At 67.0% G+C, this 23428-nt stretch carries 20 protein-coding genes and 1 tRNA gene; all 21 read right to left on the bottom strand.

Annotated elements, in window-relative coordinates; translation table 11 throughout:
- Positions 1-26: 26 nt before the first annotated feature.
- The gene (thrS, locus tag HZB86_02420; GenBank protein MBI5904396.1) at positions 27-1856 is read right to left on the bottom strand and encodes a threonine--tRNA ligase; all 1830 of its coding nucleotides are present in this window, start codon (positions 1854-1856) and stop codon (positions 27-29) included.
- 45 nt (positions 1857-1901) lie between these two features.
- Positions 1902-1978: transfer RNA gene (locus tag HZB86_02415), tRNA-Val, on the bottom strand.
- Between the two features lie 58 nt (positions 1979-2036).
- Positions 2037-3380 (bottom strand): DUF512 domain-containing protein, encoded by a 1344-nt coding sequence (locus tag HZB86_02410; protein ID MBI5904395.1) that lies wholly within the window; start codon positions 3378-3380, stop codon positions 2037-2039.
- Positions 3373-3975, bottom strand: coding sequence for a CDP-alcohol phosphatidyltransferase family protein (locus tag HZB86_02405; protein ID MBI5904394.1), 603 nt, complete (start codon positions 3973-3975; stop codon positions 3373-3375). Before HZB86_02405 ends, HZB86_02410 begins: the two co-directional genes overlap by 8 nt.
- A complete protein-coding gene (gene hflX / locus HZB86_02400; protein MBI5904393.1) occupies positions 3930-5057 on the bottom strand; it encodes a GTPase HflX in 1128 nt (375 codons plus the stop codon). The genes HZB86_02405 and hflX overlap by 46 nt, the downstream gene beginning before the upstream one ends.
- Complete coding sequence (dnaE, locus tag HZB86_02395) at positions 5054-8524, bottom strand: DNA polymerase III subunit alpha (GenBank protein ID MBI5904392.1); 3471 nt, start codon at positions 8522-8524, stop codon at positions 5054-5056. The genes hflX and dnaE overlap by 4 nt, the downstream gene beginning before the upstream one ends.
- Positions 8521-10071, bottom strand: coding sequence for a glutamine-hydrolyzing GMP synthase (guaA, locus tag HZB86_02390; protein MBI5904391.1), 1551 nt, complete (start codon positions 10069-10071; stop codon positions 8521-8523). Before guaA ends, dnaE begins: the two co-directional genes overlap by 4 nt.
- Positions 10072-10074: 3 nt before the next feature.
- Entirely contained in the window at positions 10075-11520 is a 1446-nt protein-coding gene (gene guaB / locus HZB86_02385) for an IMP dehydrogenase (GenBank protein ID MBI5904390.1), read from the bottom strand.
- A 32-nt stretch (positions 11521-11552) separates the two neighbouring features.
- Entirely contained in the window at positions 11553-12440 is an 888-nt protein-coding gene (locus HZB86_02380) for a hypothetical protein (GenBank protein MBI5904389.1), read from the bottom strand.
- 44 nt (positions 12441-12484) lie between these two features.
- On the bottom strand, positions 12485-13363 hold the full coding sequence (locus HZB86_02375) for a YihY/virulence factor BrkB family protein (GenBank protein ID MBI5904388.1): 879 nt from the start codon (positions 13361-13363) through the stop codon (positions 12485-12487).
- Positions 13360-14685 carry a ribosome biogenesis GTPase Der gene (gene der / locus HZB86_02370; GenBank protein ID MBI5904387.1) on the bottom strand — a complete coding sequence of 442 codons (1326 nt, stop codon included), beginning with the start codon at positions 14683-14685 and terminating at the stop codon, positions 13360-13362. The genes HZB86_02375 and der overlap by 4 nt, the downstream gene beginning before the upstream one ends.
- Entirely contained in the window at positions 14672-15568 is an 897-nt protein-coding gene (gene era, locus HZB86_02365; GenBank protein ID MBI5904386.1) for a GTPase Era, read from the bottom strand. Before era ends, der begins: the two co-directional genes overlap by 14 nt.
- Positions 15565-16254 (bottom strand): ribonuclease III, encoded by a 690-nt coding sequence (rnc, locus tag HZB86_02360; GenBank protein ID MBI5904385.1) that lies wholly within the window; start codon positions 16252-16254, stop codon positions 15565-15567. The genes era and rnc overlap by 4 nt, the downstream gene beginning before the upstream one ends.
- Positions 16241-17539 (bottom strand): tRNA (N(6)-L-threonylcarbamoyladenosine(37)-C(2))-methylthiotransferase MtaB, encoded by a 1299-nt coding sequence (gene mtaB / locus HZB86_02355; protein MBI5904384.1) that lies wholly within the window; start codon positions 17537-17539, stop codon positions 16241-16243. Before mtaB ends, rnc begins: the two co-directional genes overlap by 14 nt.
- The gene (gene mnmA, locus HZB86_02350) at positions 17515-18603 is read right to left on the bottom strand and encodes a tRNA 2-thiouridine(34) synthase MnmA (protein MBI5904383.1); all 1089 of its coding nucleotides are present in this window, start codon (positions 18601-18603) and stop codon (positions 17515-17517) included. Before mnmA ends, mtaB begins: the two co-directional genes overlap by 25 nt.
- Complete coding sequence (locus HZB86_02345) at positions 18600-19778, bottom strand: cysteine desulfurase (GenBank protein MBI5904382.1); 1179 nt, start codon at positions 19776-19778, stop codon at positions 18600-18602. Before HZB86_02345 ends, mnmA begins: the two co-directional genes overlap by 4 nt.
- Entirely contained in the window at positions 19775-20206 is a 432-nt protein-coding gene (locus tag HZB86_02340) for an Rrf2 family transcriptional regulator (protein ID MBI5904381.1), read from the bottom strand. The genes HZB86_02345 and HZB86_02340 overlap by 4 nt, the downstream gene beginning before the upstream one ends.
- Positions 20203-20883: a serine O-acetyltransferase gene (gene cysE, locus HZB86_02335; GenBank protein ID MBI5904380.1), complete on the bottom strand. Its 681-nt coding sequence runs from the start codon at positions 20881-20883 to the stop codon at positions 20203-20205. Before cysE ends, HZB86_02340 begins: the two co-directional genes overlap by 4 nt.
- A 41-nt stretch (positions 20884-20924) precedes the next feature.
- Positions 20925-21206, bottom strand: a complete 282-nt coding sequence (locus HZB86_02330; GenBank protein MBI5904379.1) for a helix-hairpin-helix domain-containing protein — start codon at positions 21204-21206, stop codon at positions 20925-20927.
- A 127-nt stretch (positions 21207-21333) separates the two neighbouring features.
- Positions 21334-22923 carry a citramalate synthase gene (locus HZB86_02325; protein MBI5904378.1) on the bottom strand — a complete coding sequence of 530 codons (1590 nt, stop codon included), beginning with the start codon at positions 22921-22923 and terminating at the stop codon, positions 21334-21336.
- Between the two features lie 46 nt (positions 22924-22969).
- Positions 22970-23428, bottom strand: a 459-nt coding sequence (locus HZB86_02320; protein ID MBI5904377.1) for an ACT domain-containing protein, incomplete at its 5' end; no start/stop codon positions are given.

Here is a 23428-nt window from a genome sequence, read left to right as displayed (position 1 = left end):
GGATTCCTTGGCGATGGCGTCCTCCTTTACTTTTCCGGGTTGACGGTGTCCCCGCGAAGCACTTCGACGAAGGCTTCCACGCCCATGGAGGGAAGCTGCTCCCCTCCGCGCCGCCGCGGGGTGACGAGTTTCTGCGATGCCTCCCGCTCGCCGATGACGAGGGCGTACGGGACCTTCGAGAGCTGCGATTCGCGGACCTTGTACCCGAGCTTCTCGTTCCGGTAATCCCCCTCCGCGCGGAATCCCGCGGAGCGCAGCGCGGCGACGACCTCGCGCGCGTAGTCGTTCTGCCGGTCGGTGACCGGAAGGACGTCGGCCTGCACCGGGGCGAGCCATGCCGGGAACGCGCCCGCGTAATGCTCGACGAGGACGCCGAAGAACCGCTCGAGCGATCCCATCAGCGCCCGGTGGATCATGATGGCTCTCTGCGGGGTCCCGTCCGCCGCGACGTACGTCGCGTCGAACCGCTCCGGGTTGTTGAAATCCACCTGGATCGTGGAGCATTGCCACGACCGGCCGAGCATGTCCTTGATCTTGATGTCGATCTTCGGGCCGTAGAAAACGCCTTCCCCCGGGTCCACCTCGAACGGGAGCCCCTTACGCTCCAGCGCCTTGCGCAGCGCGGCCTCCGCCTGGTCCCAGTTGTCCAGCGTGCCGGCGTACTTCTCCGGGCGCGTGGACAGGTAGACGTCGTACTTTTCGAACCCGAAGGAGCGGAGCACGAACAGGGTGAAATCGAGCAGGGAGAAGATCTCCTCGTCGAGCTGATCGGGGCGAAGGAACAGGTGCGCGTCGTCCTGGGTGAAGCCGCGGACCCGCAGCAGACCGTGGAGCGTCCCCGACGGCTCGTACCGGTAGACGGTGCCGAGCTCGGCGTACCGGACCGGCAGGTCGCGGTACGAACGCATCCGCGACTTGTAGATCTGGATGTGGAACGGGCAGTTCATCGGCTTCAGCTGGTACTCCTGCCCCTCGATGTCGATCGGGGAGAACATCGCCTGGCGGTAGTAGTCGGTGTGTCCGCTCACCCGCCACAGGTCGAGCCGGGCGATGTGCGGGGAGAAGACGAGCTCGTACCCGGCCCGGACGTGCTCGTCCCGCCAGAAATCCTCCATGACCCGCCGGACGACCGCCCCCTTCGGGTGCCAGAGGATCAGCCCCGGCCCGATGTCGTCGGTCACGCTGAACAGGTCGAGTTCCTTTCCGATCTTGCGGTGGTCCCGCTTCCGGATCTCGTCCAGCTCCTTTTTCGAAGCGAACGCCGCGCCGTAGATCCGGGTCAGCATCCGGTTCTTCGAGTCGCCCCGCCAGTACGCCCCCGCGGTGCTCATCAGCTTGAACGCCCCGACCCGCCCGGTGCTCGGGACGTGCGGGCCGCGGCACAGGTCGAGGAAATTCCCCATCCGGTAGAGGGAGACGGTCGCGTCCGGAATGTCCGTCAGCAGCTCTTCCTTGTACGGTTCGCCCGGGAAGAGCGCGCGCGCCTGCTCCTTGGTGGCCTCTTCGCGCGTGAACGGGACGTCGGCCTTCACGATTTCGCGCATCCGCTCCTCGATCCGCTCGAGATCCTCGGGGGTGAACGGGTTCGCGACGTCGAAATCGTAGTAGAAGCCGTTCTCTATCGCGGGGCCGATGGTGATCCGCGCTTCGGGAAACAGCTCCTTCACCGCGGCGGCCATCACGTGCGCAGTGCTGTGGCGCAGGATCTCCGCGCCGTCCGGATCGGTCGGAAGGACCCAGGCGACCGGCTCCCCCTCGGGGGCGACGCGCGCAAGATCGACGACCTGTCCGCCCACGCGGGCGGCCAGCGCGACCTTGGCCTTCCCTTCCTTTTTCGCAAGCTCCAGAAGCGTCATCTCACCGGATCCGTTCGTTTTTCGCCACGTGGGGGGGAGGGGAAATGGTGGGCGATACTGGACTTGAACCAGTGACCCCCTGCATGTCAAGCAGGTACTCTAACCATCTGAGCTAATCGCCCGTCCACTCCGATCAAGACAAGGAAAAATATCAGAGAACGCATGGAAATGTCAACGATATTATGGGTGATTTTCACCGTGGGATGCGTCGAGGAACCCCCGCGGGGTGGGGTCGAACACCCGGACCCGCGCCCCGGTGATCCGGGAGACGTCCGCGGGTGTCAACCCGTCGAGGAACAGGTCCCCCGCATCCCGCAGGGTGACGGAAGGGATGTACAGCGCTCCCCGGACCTTTCCCTCCACCGCGGCGAGGATGTCCCCGCCCCCCAGGAGGCCGGTCACCGTGACGCTATCCCCCATCAGACGGTTCCTGGCCACCGCGGCGGTGAAGCGGACTCCGGCCCGCCGGGAGAACTCCTCGAGAAATTCGCGAACGAACGGGGCGGCCGACGCGCCGGTCACGACGGTCCCGCCCACCGGCCCTCCCGGCCACTCCTTCCGGCGGAAGAGCGCCGCCGACCCGTCCAGGAAGCGGCGAAGCAGCCCCACCCCGTTTCCGATCTGCGCGTAGGAACCGTACGCCCTTCTTCCCGGGACACGCTCTCCCGCGATCAGGTAATATTCGTCCGCCGCGGACGCGAACGGCTCCCCGCCGAGCCTCCCGACGCCTTCCTTCCGCAATCTCCGCAGGAGGGAGAGGGTTCGCCTCGCCTCCTCCCGGGAGACCGCCCGGAGCGGCGGCAGCCCCGCCCGATGGGAAGTGAGTCCGACCGGCACCACCGCCACGGACCGCAGGCCCGGCCGAAGGGCCGAAAGCCCGCGCAGCGTTCGCTCCAGCTCCTCCCCATCGTTCATGCCGGGGCACACCACGATCTGGCCGTGAAGAGCGATGCCGGCGCGTGCCAGACGGCGGAGCAGCGGAAGGATGTCCCGCGCCTCGCGGTTCCCGAGCATCCTCCTTCGAAGGGCGGAGTCCGTGGTGTGGATCGAGACGTAGAGCGGAGAGAGGCGGTACCGGACGATCTTCCGGATCTCCCCGTCGGTCAGGTCGGAAAAGGTGACGTACTGCCCGTGCAGGAAGGAGAGCCGCACGTCCTCGTCCTTCACGTAGAGCGTTCGGCGCAACCCCTTTGGAAGCTGGTGGATGAAGCAGAACACGCACCGGTTCCGGCACCGGCGCACGCGGATCGGCTCGGGGTGGATCCCCAGCGGCGCACCCGCGGGGCGGAAGGATCGCTCGCGCTCCTCCCCCGCGGCGTTCCTCCATCGAATCGTGAAACGGCTTCCGGAGGTCAGGAAGTGCAGGTCGAGGAGGTCCTCGACCGGGGATCCGGAAACGGACACGACCCGGTCGCCCGCCCGGATCCCGGCGAGGTCGGCGGGGGTTCCGCGGGTCACGAGGTCCACGCGGACCCCGCCCCCTGGTTCCGCGCGCGCCAGCGCCGCCGGCAGCCCCTCACGCATCGGACAGCTTGCGGATCCCCAGGTAGAGATACTGCACGCCGGAGAGGACCGTGGTGAGCGCGCAGACCGTCAGCACGACGGACGCGACGACGGTTCCGTCCGAAGCCCCGATGGAATCCGCCGCCTCGGGAAACGCGGCGACCGCGAGGTAGTAGACCACCGTCAGGATCTGCACCCCGGTGTTCAATTTGCTCATCCCCGTCGGCCGGATGTCGGTCGATTCGAGCAGGAGGAGGTAGAGGGAGCTTCCGACCAGGATGAAGAGGTCGCGACTGATCACCAGGACCGTGAGCCACGTGGGGATGATCCGCACGTAGGCGAGCACGATGAAGGCGGTCGCCATGAGCAGCTTGTCGGCGATCGGGTCGAGGAATGCCCCGACCAGCGTCCTCTGCCGGAGCCACCGCGCGAGGAGTCCGTCGAGCCCGTCGCTCACGCCGCACACCCCGAACACGACGAGCGCCTCCCGCTCCCTGCCCGATATCAGCAGGTACGCGAACAGGGGGACCAGGAGCACCCGCATCGCCGTGAGGCCGTTGGCGATGTTGATCAGGCGGGCCTGGTCGAACCGGTCTTTTCCGGATGCCGACGCCATAATTCCCCTTCGACGGCCGACAGCAGCCCGTGGATCCCGTCGCCGGTCTTCGCCGAAACCTTGACCGCTCCCTGCGGCGCCCGCGTGCCGTGCGCGCAGAGGTCCCTCTTGTTCGCCACGAGCACGGTCGGCTTGTCGCGGAACGACAGCTCCGACAGGATCGCATCGACCGACGCGATGTTGCCGTCCATCGCGTCGGCGCTCCCGTCGGCCACGTGCAGGAGCAGGTCGGCCTCGCCGATCCCCTCGAGGGTGGCGAGAAACGCCTGGCGAAGCTCTTCCGGAAGATCGTGGATGAACCCGACCGTGTCCACGAGGATCGCGTCCTTCCCGCCGGGAAGCCGGAACCGCCGCGCCGTGGGATCGAGGGTGGCGAACATCCGGTCCGCGACGAACACGTCGGCCCCCGTGAGCCGGTTGAAGAGGGTCGACTTTCCCGCGTTGGTGTACCCCACCAGGGCGACGACCGGGTACCCGACTTCCCTGCGCCGCAGGTAGTGGAGGGAGCGGGTCCTCCGGACCGTGGTGAGCTCCTTCTCGATCTGCCGGATCTGCGCTCGGATCCTGCGGCGGTCCTCCTCCAGCTTCTTCTCGCCGGGTCCCCGGGTCCCGATCCCGCCGCCGAGTCGGGACAGCTCCGTCCGCCCGCCAGCCAGCCGTCCCAGCCGGAAGGAAAGCTGCGCCAGCTCCACCTGCAGCCTCCCCTCCTTCGTTCGTGCCCGCTGGGCGAAGATGTCGAGGATGATCTCCCGCCGGTCGAGCGTCTTCACTTCCAGCTCCTTCTCGAGCAGCGCCTGCTGCTTCGGCCGCAGGAGGTTCTGGAAGACCACCAGGTTGGCCTCCAGCGCGGCGACCTCTTCCTTGAGCCGCCCGAGCGTCCCCTTTCCCACGATCGTGGCCGGATTCTCCGTCTGCACGGTCTGGACGTGGGAGCCGACGACCCGGGCCCCCGCCGACCGGACGAGTTCCCGAAGCTCGTCCATCACCTCGGACACGTGGAGCACGGCGGCGGGACCCTTCGCCGACTTCCGGTGGGCGAAGACGAGGAGTGCGCGCTCCTGTCCGGCGGCGGGAGGCGTCATCCGTGGAGCCGCAGGACCCCGTACCCGAACCGGTTCTTGAGCTCGCGCGCCAGTTCGAGGGACGGGGAAACGCCCGCGCCCTCCGGCAGCGCGATGATCGCTTCGTACTCCCCCGCACGGAATACGTGGAGGAATCCCTTCTTGTCCCCCGCGTTCCGCGCGATGACCTTCCGGAGCTCGGAGATCTCCGCGGTTCCCACCCGGTCGAGCAGGATGTCGAAGTGGACCGACCGGGCCAGCCGCTCCCGGACGTCCTCGATGAGGAAGAGCTCGTCCATGGTGACCTTCACCCCCTGTTCCCCCTTTTCGATCCGTCCGAGCAGAAAGACCGGGGCGGAGGTCGACAGGATCTCGCGGCACTCCTGGTACGTACGGGGGAACACGGTGACCTCCACCGTCCCTTCGAGGTCCTCGAGGGTCAGGATGGCCATCTTCTCCCCCCTCTTCGTGACCTTCTCCTTCAGGGAAGCGATGATGCCGCCGAGCTTCACCTCCGCGCCGTGGTGGAATCCCGGAAGCTTTCCGGTGGTGGCGTTGGCGTACATCGCGATTTCGGCGGCGCACGAATCGAGAGGGTGCCCGGTGATGTAGAAGCCCAGCGCCTCCTTCTCGTACTGGAGGCGATCGCGTCTCGTCCACGCCGGGGCGGGCGGCGGTCCGCCGCCTTTCCGCTGCGCCGGCTTCTTCTCCTCCGCCTCCCCCCCGAAGAGGGAGAACTGGCCGGACTCCTTCCTGCGCGCTTCCGCCTGCGCCTCCTCGATCAGGGCGGGCAGCCCGTTGAACACCGCCCCGCGATCCGCATCGAGGGAGTCCAGCGCTCCGGACTTGATCAGGCTCTCCACCGCCCGCTTGTTCACCTTCCGCAGGTCCACCCGTGCGAGCAAGTCCCGGATCGATTCGAAGGGACGCTCCTCCCGGGCCTCGAGGATCGACTCGATCGCACCCTCCCCCAATCCCTTGACGGCGCCCAGCCCGAACCGGATCGCGTTGCCCGCGGGGAAGAACGCGAATCGGGACTCGTTCACGTCGGGCGGGAGGATCGGGATCCCCTTCTCCCGGCAGTGCGCGATGTACCGGATGATCTTGTCGGTGTCCCCGGACTCGGAGGTCATCAGGGCGCTGTAATACTCCAGCGGGTAGTGGGTCTTCAGGTACGCCGTCTGGTACGCGATCAGGGCGTACGCGGCGCTGTGCGACTTGTTGAAGCCGTACCCTCCGAACTGCCGGACCAGCTCGAAGATCTCGGAGGCTTTCCGCTCCGGGATCCCGTTCGCCTTCGCCCCCTCGAGGAAGTGCGCTTTCTGCTTCTCCATGAGGGCGTCGTCCTTCTTCCCCATCGCCTTCCGGAGCACGTCGGCCTCTCCCAGCGTGAAGCCGGCCAGCGCCTTGGCGATCTCCATCACCTGCTCCTGGTACACGATGACGCCGTACGTCCCGCTCAGTATCTCCTCGAGCTGCGGCAGGGCGTAGACGACCTTCCGCCGCCCGTGCCGGCGCTCCACGAAGTCGTCCGCCATCCCGCTCTGCAGCGGCCCCGGGCGATACAGCGCCATCAGGTCGATCAGGTGCGTGAACCGGTCGGGCCGGAGCTTCATCGTGAGCTCGGTGAAACCCTTGCTCTCGCTCTGGAACACGCCGGCGGTGTCCCCGCGGGTCAGCGTCTCGTAGGTCGCCGCGTCGGTCAGCGGCAGCGCGGCGAGGTCGATCTCGATCCCCCGCAGCGAGGAAAGGTGCCGGAGGGTGTCGTGGATCGCGGTCAGCGTCCGCAGGCCCAGGAAATCGAACTTCACCAGTCCGACCCGCTCGACCGGGTGCATGGCGTACTGGGTCGTGATCTCTCCGGTGGCCTGCCGGTACAGCGGGCAGTACTCGGTGATCGGCCGGTTGGCGATCACCACCGCCGAGGCGTGCGTGCCCGCGTGGCGGGAGCGTCCCTCGATCTCCCTCGAATACCGGAACAGTTCGGCGACCTTCGGGTTGGAATCGATCAGCTCCTTCAGCTGCGGCTCCGCCTTCGGTGCGTTCTCGAGGGTCATCTTCAGGTCGGCGGGTATCAGCTTGGCGATCCGGTCCACCTCCGCGTACGGCATCTCGAGCACCCGGCCGACGTCCCGTACGGCGGCGCGCGGCTTCCACGTTCCGAACGTGATGAGCTGCGCCACGTTCTCCCGTCCGTACTTTTCCTGGACGTAGGCGATCACCTCGTCCCGGCGATCCTTGCAGAAGTCGCAGTCGATGTCGGGGAGGCTCACCCGTTCGGGGTTAAGGAATCGCTCGAAGAGCAGCTTGTAAGGTATCGGATCCACGTCGGTTATTCGAAGCGCATACGCGACCAGGCTTCCCGCCGCGCTGCCGCGCCCGGGCCCCACCGGGATGCCGCGGTCCTTGGCGTACCCGATGAAGTCCGCGACGATCAGGAAATATCCCGGGAAGCCGGTCTCCTCGATGACGGAGAGCTCGTACGCGAGCCGGTGACGGTACTCCGCTTCCGCATCCTTCGAAAGCGCCCCATCCTTCCGCCGGTGCTCCTCGAGACGGCGCTCCAGGCCCCGGGTTGCCAGCTCCCTCAAGTACTCTCCGGACGACACCCCCGGAGGCAGGGCGAACTCGGGGATCTTGTTCCTGCCCAGCTCGATCTCCACCTGGCACCGCTCGGCGATCCGGAGCGTGTTCTTCAGGGCGTCCATCGCCACGTGCCCGAAGGCGCGCTCGAACTCCTCGTACGTCTTGACGTAGAACTGGTCCGACCCGAACCGCATCCGGGTGGGGTCCCCGATCGTCTTGCCGGTCTGCAGACAGAGCAGGATTTCCTGGAACCGGGCGTCCTCCCGGTTCAGGTAGTGGCAGTCGTTCGTGGCGACCAGCGGGGTCTTCGTCCGCTTCGACAGCGCGATGAGGAGCGGGTTCATCTTCTCCTGCTCCGGTAGCCCGTTGTCCTGGATCTCGAGGAAGAAGCGGCCGTCGTCGTAGATCGACCGGTACTCTTCCAGCACCTCGAGCGCCCGCGCCTCCCCTTCCGTCCCCAGCGCGAACGGGATCTCGCCCTGCAGGCAGGCGGAGGTGGCGATCAGCCCCTCCGAGTAGCGCCGGAGAAGCTCCTTGTCGACCCGCGGCTTGTAGTAGAAACCTTCGGTGTGCGCCAGGGAGGATAGCCGGAGCAGGTTCCGGTACCCCGTGTCGTTCTCCGCCAGCAGGATCAGGTGGTAGGCGTACTCGCCGGTCGGGGCGACCTTCCGCTCCTCGCGGGAGCCGGGTGCGACATAGATCTCGGTCCCGATGATCGGGTTGATGCCGTTTTTCCGGGCCTCCTCGTAGAACTCGATCGTCCCCATCATCCCGCCGTGGTCCGTGACCGCGACGGCGGGCATCCCCAGCTCCTTCACCCGGCGGACCAGGGGACCGAACTGGATCGTCCCGTCGAGCAGGCTGTACTGCGAGTGCAGGTGGAGGTGGACGAAGCGCTTCATTCCCACTCGATGGTGCTCGGCGGCTTCGACGAGATGTCGTACGCGACGCGGTTGATCCCCTTCACCTCGTTGATGATCCGGGAGGAGATCCGCTGGAGGACGTCGTACGGGAGCCGCACCCAGTCGGCGGTCATCCCGTCCTGGCTGTGCACGGCGCGCACCGCCACGACGTTCTCGTACGTCCGGAAGTCGCCCATGACCCCCACGGTCTTCACCGGGAGGAGAACCGCGAACGCCTGCCAGATCGACTCGTACAGCCCGGCCGCCCGGATCTCCTCCATCACGATCGCATCCGCCTCCCGCAGGATCCGCAGGCTCTCCCCGGAGACCGGACCGAGGATCCGGACCGCGAGCCCGGGCCCCGGGAACGGCTGCCGGTCGAGCACGTGGGACGGCACCCCCAGCTCGCGGCCCAGCTCCCGCACCTCGTCCTTGAACAGCTCGCGCAGCGGTTCGATGAGCTTCAGGTGCATCTTTTCGGGAAGGCCGCCGACGTTGTGGTGCGACTTGATGACCGCGGACGGCCCCTTGAAGGAGACGCTCTCGATCACGTCGGGGTAGAGCGTCCCCTGCCCGAGGAAAGCGACGCCGGGGATCTTCCGGGACGCCTCCTCGAACACGCGCACGAACAGCTCCCCGATGATCTTCCGCTTCCGCTCCGGGTCCTCCACGCCGTCCAGCGCGTCGAGGAACGCCTTCTCGGCATCCACGTACTCGAGGTGCAGCCCGATGCTGTCGCGGAACGTGTGGATCACGTCCTCCGCCTCGCCCTTCCGGAGCACCCCGTTGTTCACGAAGATGCAGGTGAGCCGGTCGCCGATCGCCTTGTGGAGGAGCACCGCCGCGACGGAGGAGTCGACGCCGCCCGACAGCCCCAGCACGACGCCCGCGCCGCCCACCGTTTCCCGGATCTTCCGCACGCTGGTCTCCACGAAGGAGTGCATGGTCCAGGTCGGCTCGAGGCCGCAGACGCGGAAGAGGAAGTTCGAGAGGATCTCCTTTCCCTTCGGGGTGTGCACGACCTCCGGGTGGAACTGGACCCCGAAGATCGTCCCCTCGTGGTTGGACATGGCGGCCACGGGCGAGCTGCCGGACCGGGCGATCGAGGAGAACCCCATCGGAAGCTCCTCGATCCGGTCGCCGTGGCTCATCCAGACCGGGATCTCCATGTTGTGCCGGAACTCCTCGATTCCGAGGAACAGCGGGCTGCCCCACTGGCCGCGGATGTTCGCGATCCCGTACTCCCGGTCGTCGGACCGGCCGACCTTCCCCCCCATCAGGTCCGCCACGAGCTGCATCCCGTAGCAGATCCCGAGCACGGGGACGCCGAGATCCAGCACTTCGCGGGAGACGCGGGGGGCGTCGTCGTCGTAGACGCTCGCCGGGCCGCCGGAGAGGACGATCCCCGAAGGCCCGAACGCCCGGATGAAGTCGATTCCGACGTGGAACGGGTGGATCTCGCTGTAGACGCGCAGCTCCCGGACGCGCCGGGCGATCAGCATCGTGTACTGCGAGCCGAAATCGAGGATGAGGATCTTCCCGTCCAATGTCTACTCCACCCGGTAGTTCGGCGCTTCCTTCGTGATGATCACGTCGTGGACGTGGCTCTCGCGCAGCCCCGCCGAGGTGATCTTCATGAAGACCGCGCGCTTCTGCAGGTCCGCGATGTCCCGTGCGCCGACGTACCCCATCCCCGACTTCAATCCGCCGATCAGCTGGAAGATGACGCCCGAGAGGGATCCTCGGTTGGGGACGCGCCCCTCGATCCCCTCGGGGACGAGCTTCGCCTCCGATTCCACGTGGGACTGGAAGTACCGGTCCCGGCTCCCCTTCTTCATCGCCTCGAGCGACCCCATCCCCCGATACACCTTGTACGACCGGCCCTGGAAGAGGATCATCTCCCCCGGGCTCTCCTCGGTCCCCGCGAAGAGGGAGCCGATCATCACGGCGGAAGCCCCGGCGGCGATCGCCTTGGTGATGTCGCCGGAATATTTGATCCCGCCGTCGGCCACCACCGGGATCCCCTTCTTCCTCGCCGCCTGCGCGCACATCATGACCGCCGTGATCTGCGGGACGCCGACCCCGGCCACCACGCGGGTGGTGCAGATCGACCCGGGCCCCACGCCCACCTTCACGGCGTCGACTCCCGCCTTGATGAGCGCCTCGGTCCCTTCCCCGGTCGCCACGTTCCCGCCCATCAGGCGAACGTTCCGGTACGTGGAACGGATCGCCCGGACGGTCCGGAGGACATCGCGGGAGTGGCCGTGCGCCGTGTCGACGCACACCAGGTCCGCGCCGGCCTTGATCAGCTTCTCGAGACGTCCCTCCCACCCGGCGCCCACGCCGATCGCCGCCCCGACCCGGAGCCGGCCCATCGGGTCCTTGCAGGCGTTGGGATACTTCTTGATCTTCAGGATGTCCTTGATGGTGATGAGCCCCTTCAGGCTGTTGCGGCCGTCGACCACGAGCAGCTTCTCGATCCGGTTCCGGTGCAGGATCTCCCGTGCCTGCTCCAGCGTCGTCCCCACCGGGACGGTGACCAGCTCGTCCTTGGTCATCACGTTGCGGATCGGCTGTTCGAAATTCGTCTCGAACCGCAGGTCGCGGTTGGTGAGGATCCCGACGAGCTTCCCCTCCCGGGTGACGGGCAGCCCGGAGATCCGGTACTTCTTCATCACTTCGAGCGCGTCGACGACCCGCTGGTCCGGGTCCACCGTGATCGGGTCCGATATCATCCCGCTCTCGGACTTCTTCACCCGGTCGACCTCGGTCGCCTGGGCATCGGAGGTGTTGTTCCGGTGGATGAAGCCGATCCCGCCCTCCCGCGCGATGGCGATGGCGGTCTCCGCCTCGGTGACCGTGTCCATCGCCGAGGAGAGCATGGGGATGTTCAGGACGATGTCGGGCGTAAGCCGCACCGTGACATCGACGTCCTTCGGGATCACGTCCGATTCCGACGGGACCAGCAGGACGTCGTCGAACGTCAGCCCTTCCATGAATTCGCCCGCGGCGTACCCGGAAACCTTTTTCATCCTCGTCCCCCCATGGTCCTCTCCGTCGCCCGGATCCCCGCCAGGATCCCTTCCAGAAGCCCCGCGTCGCTCACCGTGACGCCATGCACCCCGAACCGCGCGATCGCCGCCAGCGCCAGCGCGATCCCCGGCAGGATGAACCGCTCCCTCCCCTTCTCCATCCCGGGAAGACGGAGCCGCTCCGAATCGGTCATCTTCCACAGCCTCCCGGAAATCCGCAGGACCGCCGCCTCCGAAAGCGTCGCGCCGTTGATCCGGTCCGGTTCGTACCGGGTCATCCGGCGATCGAGCGCGGCCAGCGTCGTGAACGTTCCCGCGGTCCCCACGATCCTCCGGAAACGCCGCCTGCCGAACACGCGCGTGCCGTCGACGACCCTTCGCCCGGCGAAATGCTCCGTCGCCGCGCGCTCCCACGGTCGCGGCGGGTCCGACAGCGGCAGAAGGGAGGACATCGTCACCACGCCCACCGGCACGCTGACCGAATCGTCTTCCCCCGGCCCCGCGGTGAACTCGGTGCTGCCGCCGCCGATGTCCATCGCGATGTCCCCGGCCCTGCCCTCCACGCCACGGCGGATTCCTTCCCAGGAAAGCCGTCCCTCTTCCACGGTGTCGATCACCTCGACGTCGATCCCGGCATCGGCCGCCGCCGCGAGGAAGGCGTCCCGGTTCTCCGCCTCCCGCAGGCACGCGGTGCCGCACGCCCGGTAGGTCTCGACGCCTTGCCGGTCCATCTCCGCACGGAACTTCCTCAACGCCTCGACGGATGCCCGGAACTCGTCGTCCCCGATCCTCCCCGTTCCCCGAAGCGCCCTGCCCAGCCCGGTGATGAACCGCATCCGGGAAAGCGCGCGGTCCCGTCGCGAGGTCCGTTCCGAGACGATCATCCGCACCGTGTTGGTGCCGATGTCGATGGCCGCCAGCCTCCGCGTTACGATTCGACGCCCTCCTTTTCCGGTTTCGGGGTGCGCGCCTCCTCGCGGGTCCGTTCCAGCACCCCGATGACGCTGGCGCCGTACAGGTACGCAGCCGCGAAGAGGTAAGCCACCAGTATAAAGCAAACGATGCTGAACAAGGAACCGTAAAGAAGGTTCAACTGGCTGAATTTCTTGATGTAAAACCGGAACCCGAAATTGATGCCTTCCAGCAGCGCGAGGAAGATGGCGCTCCCCGCGAGGGCATTGCGGAGGAGGACCTTGCCCGGAGACAGGAACCGGTACGACAGGACGCTGCCGAGGAAAAGGATCCCGAGGAGCGCCAACCTCGCGACCAGGTCGAGGAACGCCTTGAACGCCCGGTCCGCATGGGCCGACATCCCCTTCGTCAGGTAGAGCAGACCCTCCCACAGCGGCGGGACGACGATCGCCGCTGCGGTGAGCAGGATCAGGACGATCACGAACGCAACGTGGAACCCGAACGATCGCAGGTGTCGCTTCTTCCGCTTTCGCATCAGCATCACGGACAGCGACGTGTGGACCGCGTCGGTGACGGAGTAGGAGGAAAACAGGAGGAGCAGGGTGCCCACCGCCCCGAAGGCGGAGCCGGCCGCGAACAGCTTCCGCAGGTTCGGCACGAGCACACGGGCGCCGTACGGAAACGTGTTGCGGAGCAGCTCCGCCAGCTGCTCGAAGGGAAGCTCGTTCTTCCCGATCACGGCGGCGGCGGCGGCGAAGGCGAGGAAGAGGACCGGGATGGAGGAGAGGAGAAGGTTGAAGGCGATCGCGGCGCTGTAGACCAGCCCGTGGTTCCGGAAAAAGACCGACGCGCCTTCGCGGACCGCCCGCATCCCCCTCGACGCGCGGGTGATCATCGCTCCCGGTAGACGACGCGGACGGGCGATCCCTCGAACCCGAACCGTTCCCGGATCCTGTTCTGGAGGTAGCGGGTGAAGGAGTCGGGGATCCCCTTGCGCTCCTTGACGAAGACGGCGAAGGACGGGGGCGACACCCCCACCTGGGTCATGTAGAACGCGCGGTTCCTCCCCTGCTGCGACGGGATCGGCACCGAGTAGAGGAACGTCTGGGCCATCCGGTTCAGGATTCCGGTGGGGACGCGCGTGCGGAAGTTCGCGATCGCCTCCTCGATCTTGCGGAACAGCAGGGGGAACCCTTTTCCCGTAGTGGCCACGGTGGGGACCACGGCGGCGAAGGAGGCGTACTCGAGCCCTTCCTGGATCGACCGCATCGCCCTCCTCCGTTCCTCCTCCCCCTCCCACCGGTCCGCCTTGTTCGCCGCCACGACGACCGCCCGTTCCTCGTTCAAAATGTAGCGCAGGATCTGCCGGTCCTGGTGGGAGAGCCCTTCGGGTCCGTCGATCAGCAGCACCGCGAGGTCGCACCGCTTGAGGGAGTCGAGGCTCTTGATGACCGAGAACTTCTCGATCACGTCCTCGGTCTTCCGCTTGGCGCGGATCCCCGCCGTGTCGATCAGCAGGTACCGCTTCCCGTCGCGGGTGACCATCACGTCGATCGCGTCGCGCGTGGTGCCCGGCAGCTCCGAGGCGATGACGCGGTCGAACCCGGCCAGCGTGTTCACCAGGGTCGACTTTCCCACGTTCGGGCGGCCCACGATCGCGATCCGCGGAACATCGTCCGGCTCCCGGGATACCGTTTCCTCCCCGGACCCTTTCGGCGGCATCCGGGCCACCACCTCCTCCAGCAGCTCGGACACTCCGGTGCCGTGCTCGGCGGAGACCGGGTAGATCGCGTCGATCGCCAGGGCGTGGAACTGGGAGATTCCCTCACGGCCCTGCTTCGCGTCGACCTTGTTCGCCGCGAGGAGGAACGGCTTCTCCCGCTCCCGCAGCATGCCGGCGATCTCCTTGTCCAGGGGGAGGAGGCCGTCCCGCGCGTCCACGAGGAATACGACCAGGTTGGATTCGTAGACGGCGCGGAGCACCTGGCCGCGGATCTTCGGCAGGAGGTCGTCGTCGCCTCCCGGGACGTACCCGCCGGTGTCGATCAGCAGGAACCGCCGGCCGTCGCACTCCACCGGCTCCGCCACCAGGTCCCGGGTGATTCCGGGCTGGTCGAAGGTGATGGCGCGCCGCCTCCCGGCGATCCGGTTGAAGAGGGTGGACTTCCCCACGTTCGGGCGCCCCACCAGCGCGACGGTGAACTCACCCCGGCTCATATCCCAGCCGCCTCAGCATGGATTCGTCCCGCGACCACTCCCGCTCCACCTTCACGAACAGCTCCAAGTATACCCGCGTGCCGATCTCTTTCTCCAGCTCGACGCGGGCGGCGGTTCCCGCCTTCTTCAGGTTCGCCCCGCCCTTCCCGATCACGATCCCCTTCTGCGACTCCCGCTCCACGCACACTTCCGCGCGGATCCGCACGAGGTCCTTTTCCGGCTCTTCCTTGTACTCCTCGATCCGGACCGCGACGCTGTACGGGATCTCGTCGTCCAGCTGCCCGAACAGCTTCTCCCGGATCACCTCCTTGGCGATGAACCGCATCGGGAGGTCCGTCAGGTCGTCCTCCGGGTAGTAGGCCGGCCCTTCCGGCAGCCGCGCGAAGAGCGCGGACAGGAGCGCTTCCACACCGGTCCCCTTCGCGGCCGAAACGGCGAACGACGCCGCGTAGAATCCGTCGCGCGTCAATTCCAGCCGAAGCGCCTCGGCGCGCCCAGCGCCCATCCGGTCGGCCTTGTTCACGACGAGGATCCTCGGTACGGCAAGGTTCGACAGGATCCCGCGGACAAGCCCGTCCTCCCCCCCCCTGCCGATGGGGCGGTCGTCGACCAGATGCGCGACGAGGTCGGACTCCTCTCCGATCCGCTGCGCCGTCCGCACCATGTGCGAGTTGAGCGCCCTCGTGGGACGGTGGATCCCGGGGCTGTCCAGAAAGACGATCTGCCCTCGCCCTTCCGTGTGGATCCCGGCGATCCGGTCCCGAGTGGTCTGCGGCTTCGGGGTGACGATGGCGATCTTCCGCCCGAGGATGCGGTTCATGAGCGTGGACTTTCCGACGTTGGGGCGACCGAGGAGGGCGACGAACCCGGACTTTCGCTTCATGCGGTTTCCGCTTCCGGACCGTCGAGGAGGGAGAGCGCTTTGGCGGCCGCCGCCATTTCCGCCTCCTTCTTCGTCCTCCCCTTTCCGCGGGACGGCGCACGCCCGGGAAGCCGCACCTCGACTTCGAACGTCCTTTCGTGATCCGGACCCTCGGTCGAGAGGAGCCTGTATTCCGGCAGCGCCTCGCCGTGCCCCTGGCACCGCTCCTGGAGGCGGGATTTGGCGTCGAAGCCGGAGACGAGCTGACCGAGGAAATCGGGAACCCGGAAGTGCCGCAGCACGAAGTCGCGCGCCGCGTCGAAGCCCGCGTCCACGAAGATCGCCCCGACGATCGCCTCGACCGCGTCCGCCGTCATCTTCCGCGTCACGCCGCCCCCTTTTTTCCGGACGGACGGGTCGGTCGCCAGCAGTGCGGGGACGCCGATCCGCTCCCCCACCTTCAACAGGTTCCGGTTGTTGATGACGGCGGCGCGCGCCCTGGTCAGGACCCCCTCCCCCGCCACCGGCAGCGTCCGGTACATCTCCTCGGCGACGCAAAGGTTCAGCACGGCGTCCCCCAGGAACTCCAGCCGCTCGTACGAACGCTTCTCCTCCCCTTTCACGTGGGCGGATCCGTGCCGCAGCGCCTCCTCGAGCAGCTCCGGGGAACCGAACCGGTATCCGCCGATATCGTCAGCGCGGCCCAAGTTCCGTCACCACCTTCCCGAAAAGGGTGAATCCGTGGACGGACTCCACGGAAACCGGGACCAGGTCGCCCGTTCTCACGGCTTCCCCCCGGAACGACACCTCGGCGTAATTCTCCGATGTCCCGCGGAACTCCCCCGGGGCCGTCCCTCGCGTCTCGGCGATCACCCGAACGGTCCTCCCCAACTGCGTCTCCAGGTACTTTTTTCGCATCGTCGAATCGATCTCCCGGAGCCGGGCGGTCCGCCGCTTCTTCTCCGATGGCGGTACGTCGTCCGCCCACCCCGCGCTCTCGGTGCCGGCGCGGGAGGAGTAGCTGAACGCGTGGAGGTAGCTCAGGGGAGAGCCGCGGAGCAGCTCCACCGTTTCCCCGAAATCGACGTCCGTCTCGCCCGGGAATCCCGCGATCACGTCGGCCCCGAGTCGCAAACCCGGAACGGCCGACGAGAGCATGTGCAGTCTCTCACGATATCGGCCGGCGGTATACGGCCGGCGCATCCGCCGGAGCACGCGGTCGGAACCGCTCTGCAGCGGAACGTGCAGGTGGGGACAGATCCGGCCGCCTTCCGCCAGCAGCCCGGCCAGGGTCGACGTCGCCTCCTCCGGCTCCACCGATCCCAGCCGGAACCGGCACGCCGTCGTCGCCGAAAGCAGCGCCCGGAGCAGCCCCGCAAGCCCTTCCCGCTCTCCCCGGTCGTGGCCGTACCGTCCGACGTGGATCCCGGTCAGCACCAGCTCCCGCGCACCCTCCGACTCGGCGCGGACCGCGCGCTCCACGATATCCTTCAACGGGACCGACTGGCTTCTCCCGCGGGCCGCCGGAACCACGCAGTAGGCGCAGTGCGCGTCGCACCCGTCCTGGACCTTCAGGAACGTCCGGGTCCGCCCCAGCAGCTTCCCCGCCGCGTGCTCGGTCGGTTCCTCGCCGACCGGAGCCTGCACGCCCGCGATCGAACGGAGGATTCCGGAGAGCGCCTCGGGGTCGCCGATCCCGATCCAGTGATCGACCTCCGGGAGGGAGCCCCGGGCCGCGGGGGAGACTTCGGCGTAGCATCCGGTCATGACGAGTACGGCGCCCGGATTCTCGCGCCGGAGCCGCCGCGCCAGCGCGCGCGAATCGCGGTCCGCCTTGTGGGTGACGGTGCAGCTGTTGACGACCAGGACGTCGGCCGGCTCCCCTTGGGGGACGACGTGGAACCCGGCGCGGGCGGCTCGCGCCACGATTCCCGCGGAGTCGGCGAAATTCGCCTTGCAGCCGACGGTTACGACCGCGAGGCGTCCGCGCATTCGATCCAGCCGCCTCCCAGCACCTCGTTTCCCTCGTAGAGGACCAGCGCCTGGCCCGGGGTCACGCTGCGTTGCGGGACGTCGAACCGCACCTCGACGCGATCCCCGGCGACGCGGACCGCGCACGGCGCCCCGGGGTGACGGTACCGGATCTTCGCCGTCGCGCGGAACTCCGCCGAAGGGGGCGCTCCCGCCACGAACGTGGGGCACGCGACCGTGGCCCCGACGGAAAACGTGTCGTTCTCCGTACCCAGGACCACCTCGTTGCGCTCCGCGTCGATCGCGACCACGAAGAGCGGCTCCCGGGCGGCGATCCCGAGCCCCTTGCGCTGGCCCACCGTGTAGTGGAGCACCCCCTTGTGGTTCCCCAGGAAGTTCCCCTCCCGGTCCACGAACCGCCCCTGATCCTCCCGGATCCCCTTGGTCTCGAGGAACTTCGCGTACGAGTCGTCGGTGACGAAGCAGATGTCCTGGCTCTCCCGTTTCTCGTAGACCGGGAGGCCTGCGCCGCGGGCGAGCCGGCGGACGTCCTCCTTCGGCATCTCGCCGACCGGGAACCGGATCCTCCCCAGCCGCGCGCTGTCGAGGGAGAAGAGGAAGTACGACTGGTCCTTCGACGCGTCCGGGGCCGCGAACAGGCGGCCGCGACCGTCCGCCTCCCGGCGGATCACGGCGTAGTGCCCCGTGGCCACCCCTTCCGCGCCCAGCTCGTCCGCCTTCCGCAGGAGCGCGCGGAATTTCAGATGCTCGTTGCAGAGGATGCACGGGTTGGGGGTCCGCCCGGCGGAGTATTCGTGGACGAACGGGTCGATCACTTCCCGCCGGAACTCCTCCCGGAGGTTCAGGACGTAATACGGAATTCCGAGGATGTCGCACACCCGCCGCGCGTCGTAGAGGTCGTCGAGCGAGCAGCACGACCCCTCCCGGTCCCGTGTGACCGCCGAATAGTCGTAGAGGTCCATCGACACCCCGACGACCTCCCACCCTTCCCGTTGCAGGAGCAGCGCCGCCACCGAGGAGTCGACCCCCCCGCTCAGCGCCGCGAGGATCCGCCGCTTGCTCATCGCGCCCTCGCTTCGCGGGGGTGGTACAGCGGGGACATCGCCCGCAATTTGCCGACCACCTGTTCGATGGCGTCCACCGCGTACGCCACGTCGTCGTCCGTGTTCCCCCGGCCGAGCGAGAAGCGCAGCGCGCCCTGCGCGTCGGTCGGGTCGGCTCCCATCGCCATCAGGATGGGGGACGCCTCCAGCGACCCGGAAGTGCACGCGGAGCCGGAGGAGCAGGCGATTCCCAGCATGTCGAGGTTCAGCAGCAGCGCCTCCCCTTCCACGAACCGGAACGACAGGTTGACGGTGTTGGGAAGCCGCAGCGTGGGGTGACCGTTCAGCACAAGGTCCGGGATCCGGGCGAAGAGCTCCGCCTCGAACGTGTCGCGCAGGCGGCGCACCTCCGCCGCTTCCGCGTCCATCTCCCTCCGCAGGATGGAGAACGCCTTCCCCATCGCCACGGTCCCGACCACGTTCTCGGTCCCCCCGCGGCGCCCGCGTTCCTGGTGCCCGCCGTGGATCGCGGCGGCGATTTCCACTCCCTTGCGGACGATCAGCCCCCCCGCCCCCTTGATCCCGTTGATCTTGTGTCCCGAGAAGGTGAGGAGGTCCACCGGGAGGTCGTCCCAGGAGAGCGGGACCTTGCCGGTGGCCTGCACCGCGTCGGTGTGCATCAGGACGCCCGCCTCCCGCGCGATCCTTCCGATCTCCCGGATCGGCATCAGGCACCCGGTCTCGTTGTTGGCCGTCATGATCGACACGAGGATCGTGTCCTTCGCGATCGCGGCGCGCACCGCGTCGGGCTCCACGATCCCCTGCCGGTTCACGGGCACGTACGTCACGCGGTACCCCCGGGTCTCGAGGAATCGGCACGTGTTCATGATGGCGGGATGCTCCACCGCCGACGTGACGATGTGCTTCCCCCCGTTCCCCTCGCGGTACGCCACGCCCTTGACCGCCAGGTTATCGGACTCGGTCCCGGAGCTGGTGAGGACGATCTCCAGCGGACGGCAGCCGTAGAACGCGGCGATCTCCGCCCGGGCGTCCTCCACCGCCTTGCGGACGTCCCTCCCCGCCCAATGGATGCTCGACGGGTTCCCGAACAGCTCTCCGAGGAACGGCTGGACCGCATCGGCGACTTCCGGGTGGACCGGGGTGGTCGCATTGTGGTCGAAGTAGCCCTTCCTCACGCCCCCACCCCCTGGCGCGGTTCTCCCCTGCCTTCGAACAAATCCTCCACCGACATCGAGTCGAGGAACTCCTCGATCCTCCCCTCGAGCGCGTCCCACATCCCCTGGGTGCGGCACTTCTCGATCATGTCGCACCGGCGCCCGGGCTGTCGGCACCCGACCCGGGCCGGCTTCCCCTCCGCCGTCCGGATGATCTCCCCCACCGTAATCTCGGACGGGTGCCTCGCGAGGATGAAGCCGCCGCCGGGGCCGCGAACGCTTTTCACGATGTTCTTCTTCCGCAGGCGCAGGAATAACTGCTGCAGGTAAGGCTCCGGGATCGCCTCCCGCTTCGCGATCGCCTGGATCGGAACCGGGTTCCCGCGGGACGCCGACGCCAGCGACACCAGCGCCATCACCGCGTACCTTCCCCGCGAGGTGATCTTCACGACGCCGACCTCTCCGCCGTTCGTTCCTTCGCCTCCCCCCGCTCCTTCGAAAGTTCCTCCACCTTCTTCTCCAGCGCCTGGATCTGCTCGGTCAGGCACTGGATCGCCTTTCCCTCCGGATCGGGCGTCCCGGCCACGCCGGTGGGATCGTTGTAGACGTTCCCTTCCCGGTAGACGATCCGGCCCGGAATCCCCACGACGGTGGAATTCGGCGGGACCTCCCGGTTCACCACCGACCCCGACCCGATCTTCGAATTCTCCCCGATGCGGATGTTCCCCAGGATGGAGGCGCCCGCGCCGACGATCACGTTGTCGCCGATGGTCGGGTGCCGCTTCCCCTTGTTCCAGCTCGTTCCCCCCAGGGTCACCCCGTGGTAGAGGGTCACGTTCCTGCCGATCTCGGAGGTCTCCCCGATCACCACCCCCATCCCGTGGTCGATGAAGAACCCTTCCCCGATGGTCGCTCCCGGGTGGATCTCGATCCCGGTCACGGAACGGCCGATGTGGGAAACGAAGCGGGCGAGGACCTTCACGTCCTTCTTCCAGAGCCAGTGGGCCAGCGTGTGGAAGCGCACGGCGTGGAACCCCGGATAGCAGAGGAAGATCTCCAGCACGCTGCGCGCCGCCGGGTCCCGCTCGAAGATGACCTTGATGTCGTTTCGGATCCGCTCGAACATCCTTGCCCCCTTCTTATGGAACGATTATAAGACAATACCGGTCAATTATTCGGCAATCCGGTCAGAAATGGAAGGATTTTCTTCAGCCGTTTCTCCTTGATTCCACGGACCGCCAGCAGCTCCTCGGGGGACCGGAACCTCCCGATCCGCCTCCTTTCCTCCACCAGCTCCCTGGCTGCGACGTCGGAGATCCCCGGCAACTCCGAAATCTCCTCAATAGTCGCCACGTTTATATCTATCCGTTTTCCTAAGAGATATTTTTGACGCAAGGAGAGAGGGCCCAATCGGGCGCTGACGTTGTCGGATGCGGGGAGCAGAGACACATTCCCGCCGGAAATGCCTCCGATCGCATACGGCGAGGACGAATTGAGGAATGGAGCGGAACTCCAGAGCTGCCGGGCGGAGGACCCGACATTCCAGACCAGCAGAATCGTGGAAATCAGCAGCCAGCTACGACCCGGATTCCCCCGGTTGGCCACGCCGCGTCCTCCAGAGCTTGAACCGGATGCTGTCGACCAGGGCTTGCCACGACGCCTCGATGATGTTGTGCGAGACGCCGACGGTCCCCCAGTTCGACTCCTTGTCCCCGGACTGTATCAAGACGCGTACCGAGGAGCCGGTCCCGGTCTGCTGGATGACGCGGACCTTGTAGTCCAGAAGCCGGACTTCGGAAACTTCCGGATAGAACTTCTCGAGCGCCTTCCGCAGGGCGTTGTCCATGGCGTTCACGGGGCCGTTCCCCAGCGCCGCGGTGTGCTCGACCTTCCCGTCGACCGCGATCATGATCGTGGCCTCGGCGATCGGGGCCTCCCCCTCGGACCGCTTTTCGTCGATCACCCGGAACCCTTTCAGTTCGAAAAACGGTTCGTGCTCGCCGAGCGCCCTTCGCGCGAGGAGCTCGAAGGAGGCGTCGGCCCCCTCGAACTGGTATCCCTTGTGCTCGAGCTCCTTGATCTCGTCCAGGATCTTTTCCGTGTTGGGGTCCTTCGTGTTGAATTTGAGACCCCGCTCCTGGATCTTGGAGAGGATGTTGCTGCGCCCCGCCAGGTCGGAGATCAGCACATGGCGCCGGTTTCCCACGACTTCCGGCTCGAGGTGCTCGTACGTCTTCGGATGCCTGCGGATCGCGGACACGTGCATCCCGCCCTTGTGGGCGAACGCGGCGTCCCCCACGTACGGCTGGTGCAGCCAGTGCTTCATGTTGGCCGCCTCGGCGACGAACCGGGAAAGGGTGTAGAGCTTCTTCATCTGCCCCTTGGGGAGCACCTCCTGGCCCATCTTGAGCTGGAGCGCCGGGATGATCGAGCAAAGGTTCGCGTTCCCGCACCGCTCGCCGTACCCGTTGATCGTCCCCTGCACCTGGGTGGCCCCCTGCTCCACCGCCGCCAGGGTGTTGGCGACCGCCATCTCGCCGTCGTTGTGCGTGTGGATACCGATCGGGATCCGGGTCGCCTTGCGCACCTCCCGGACGATCTGCGCCACCTCCGAAGGCATCGATCCGCCGTTGGTGTCGCACAGCACCAGGCAGTCGGCGCCCGCGTCGGCCGCCGCCGACAGCACCTTCATCGTGTATTTCGGGTTGTTCTTGTACCCGTCGAAGAAGTGCTCCGCGTCGAAGAACACCGTCCCCGCGTGGCGCTTCAGGTACGCGATCGTCTCCTTCACCGCGTGGAGGTTCTCGTCGAGCGTCGTGCGGAGCGCCTCGATCACGTGGAAGTCCCACGATTTTCCCACCACCGTGACCACCGGGGTGCCGGCGGCGAGGATCACCCGGATCATCGAATCCTCTTCCACCTTCTTGCCGACCCGCCGGGTCATCCCGAACGCGCACATGACCGAGTTCTTCCACCGGATCTTCCGGGCAAGCTCGAAGAACTCCTTGTCCTTGGGATTGCTGCCGGGGTACCCGCCCTCGATGTAGTGGATGCCGAACTCGTCGAGCTTCTCGGCGACCTTCAGCTTGTCGAGGACCGACAGGGACACCTCCTGCGACTGCGTCCCGTCCCGTAGCGTCGTGTCGTACAGCTGCACCTTTTTCATTTGGCTCCCCGGTGGCTTTCCGTTTCCCTTTATAGATGCGGCGCTTTCAGGCCGGTTTCCCCAGCTCGAACGCTCCGTGGAGCACGCGGACCGCGAGCTCCGTGTACTTCTCCTCGATCAGAACGGAGATCTTGATCTCGGAAGTGGTGATCCCGAGGATGTTGATCCCGTCGCCCGCCAGCGTCTCGAACACCTTGGTGGCGACTCCCGAATGGGAACGCATCGCCATCCCGACGATGGACACCTTGGCGATCTTGTCGTCGCCGACGACCTTTTCCGCACCGACCTCCCGGGCCACCTTTTCCGTGATCTTCATCGCCTTCTTGTAGTCGGTGCGGCCGACCGTGAAGGTCAGGTCGGTGAACCCGGTGACCGACACGTTCTGGACGATGACGTCGACCACGACGTTCGCCTCGGACAGCGGCTTGAAGATCTTCGCGGCGATCCCAGGCTTGTCGGGGACCTTCACTACCGTGATCTTCGCCTCGCTCTTGCTGTACGCCAC

It is taken from the genome of Deltaproteobacteria bacterium (genome assembly GCA_016234845.1).
GTDB lineage: Bacteria > Desulfobacterota > Deferrimicrobia > Deferrimicrobiales > Deferrimicrobiaceae > JACRNP01.
Note: the sequence above shows the minus strand (reverse complement) of the source record. Positions and strands in the feature narration are given on the sequence as shown.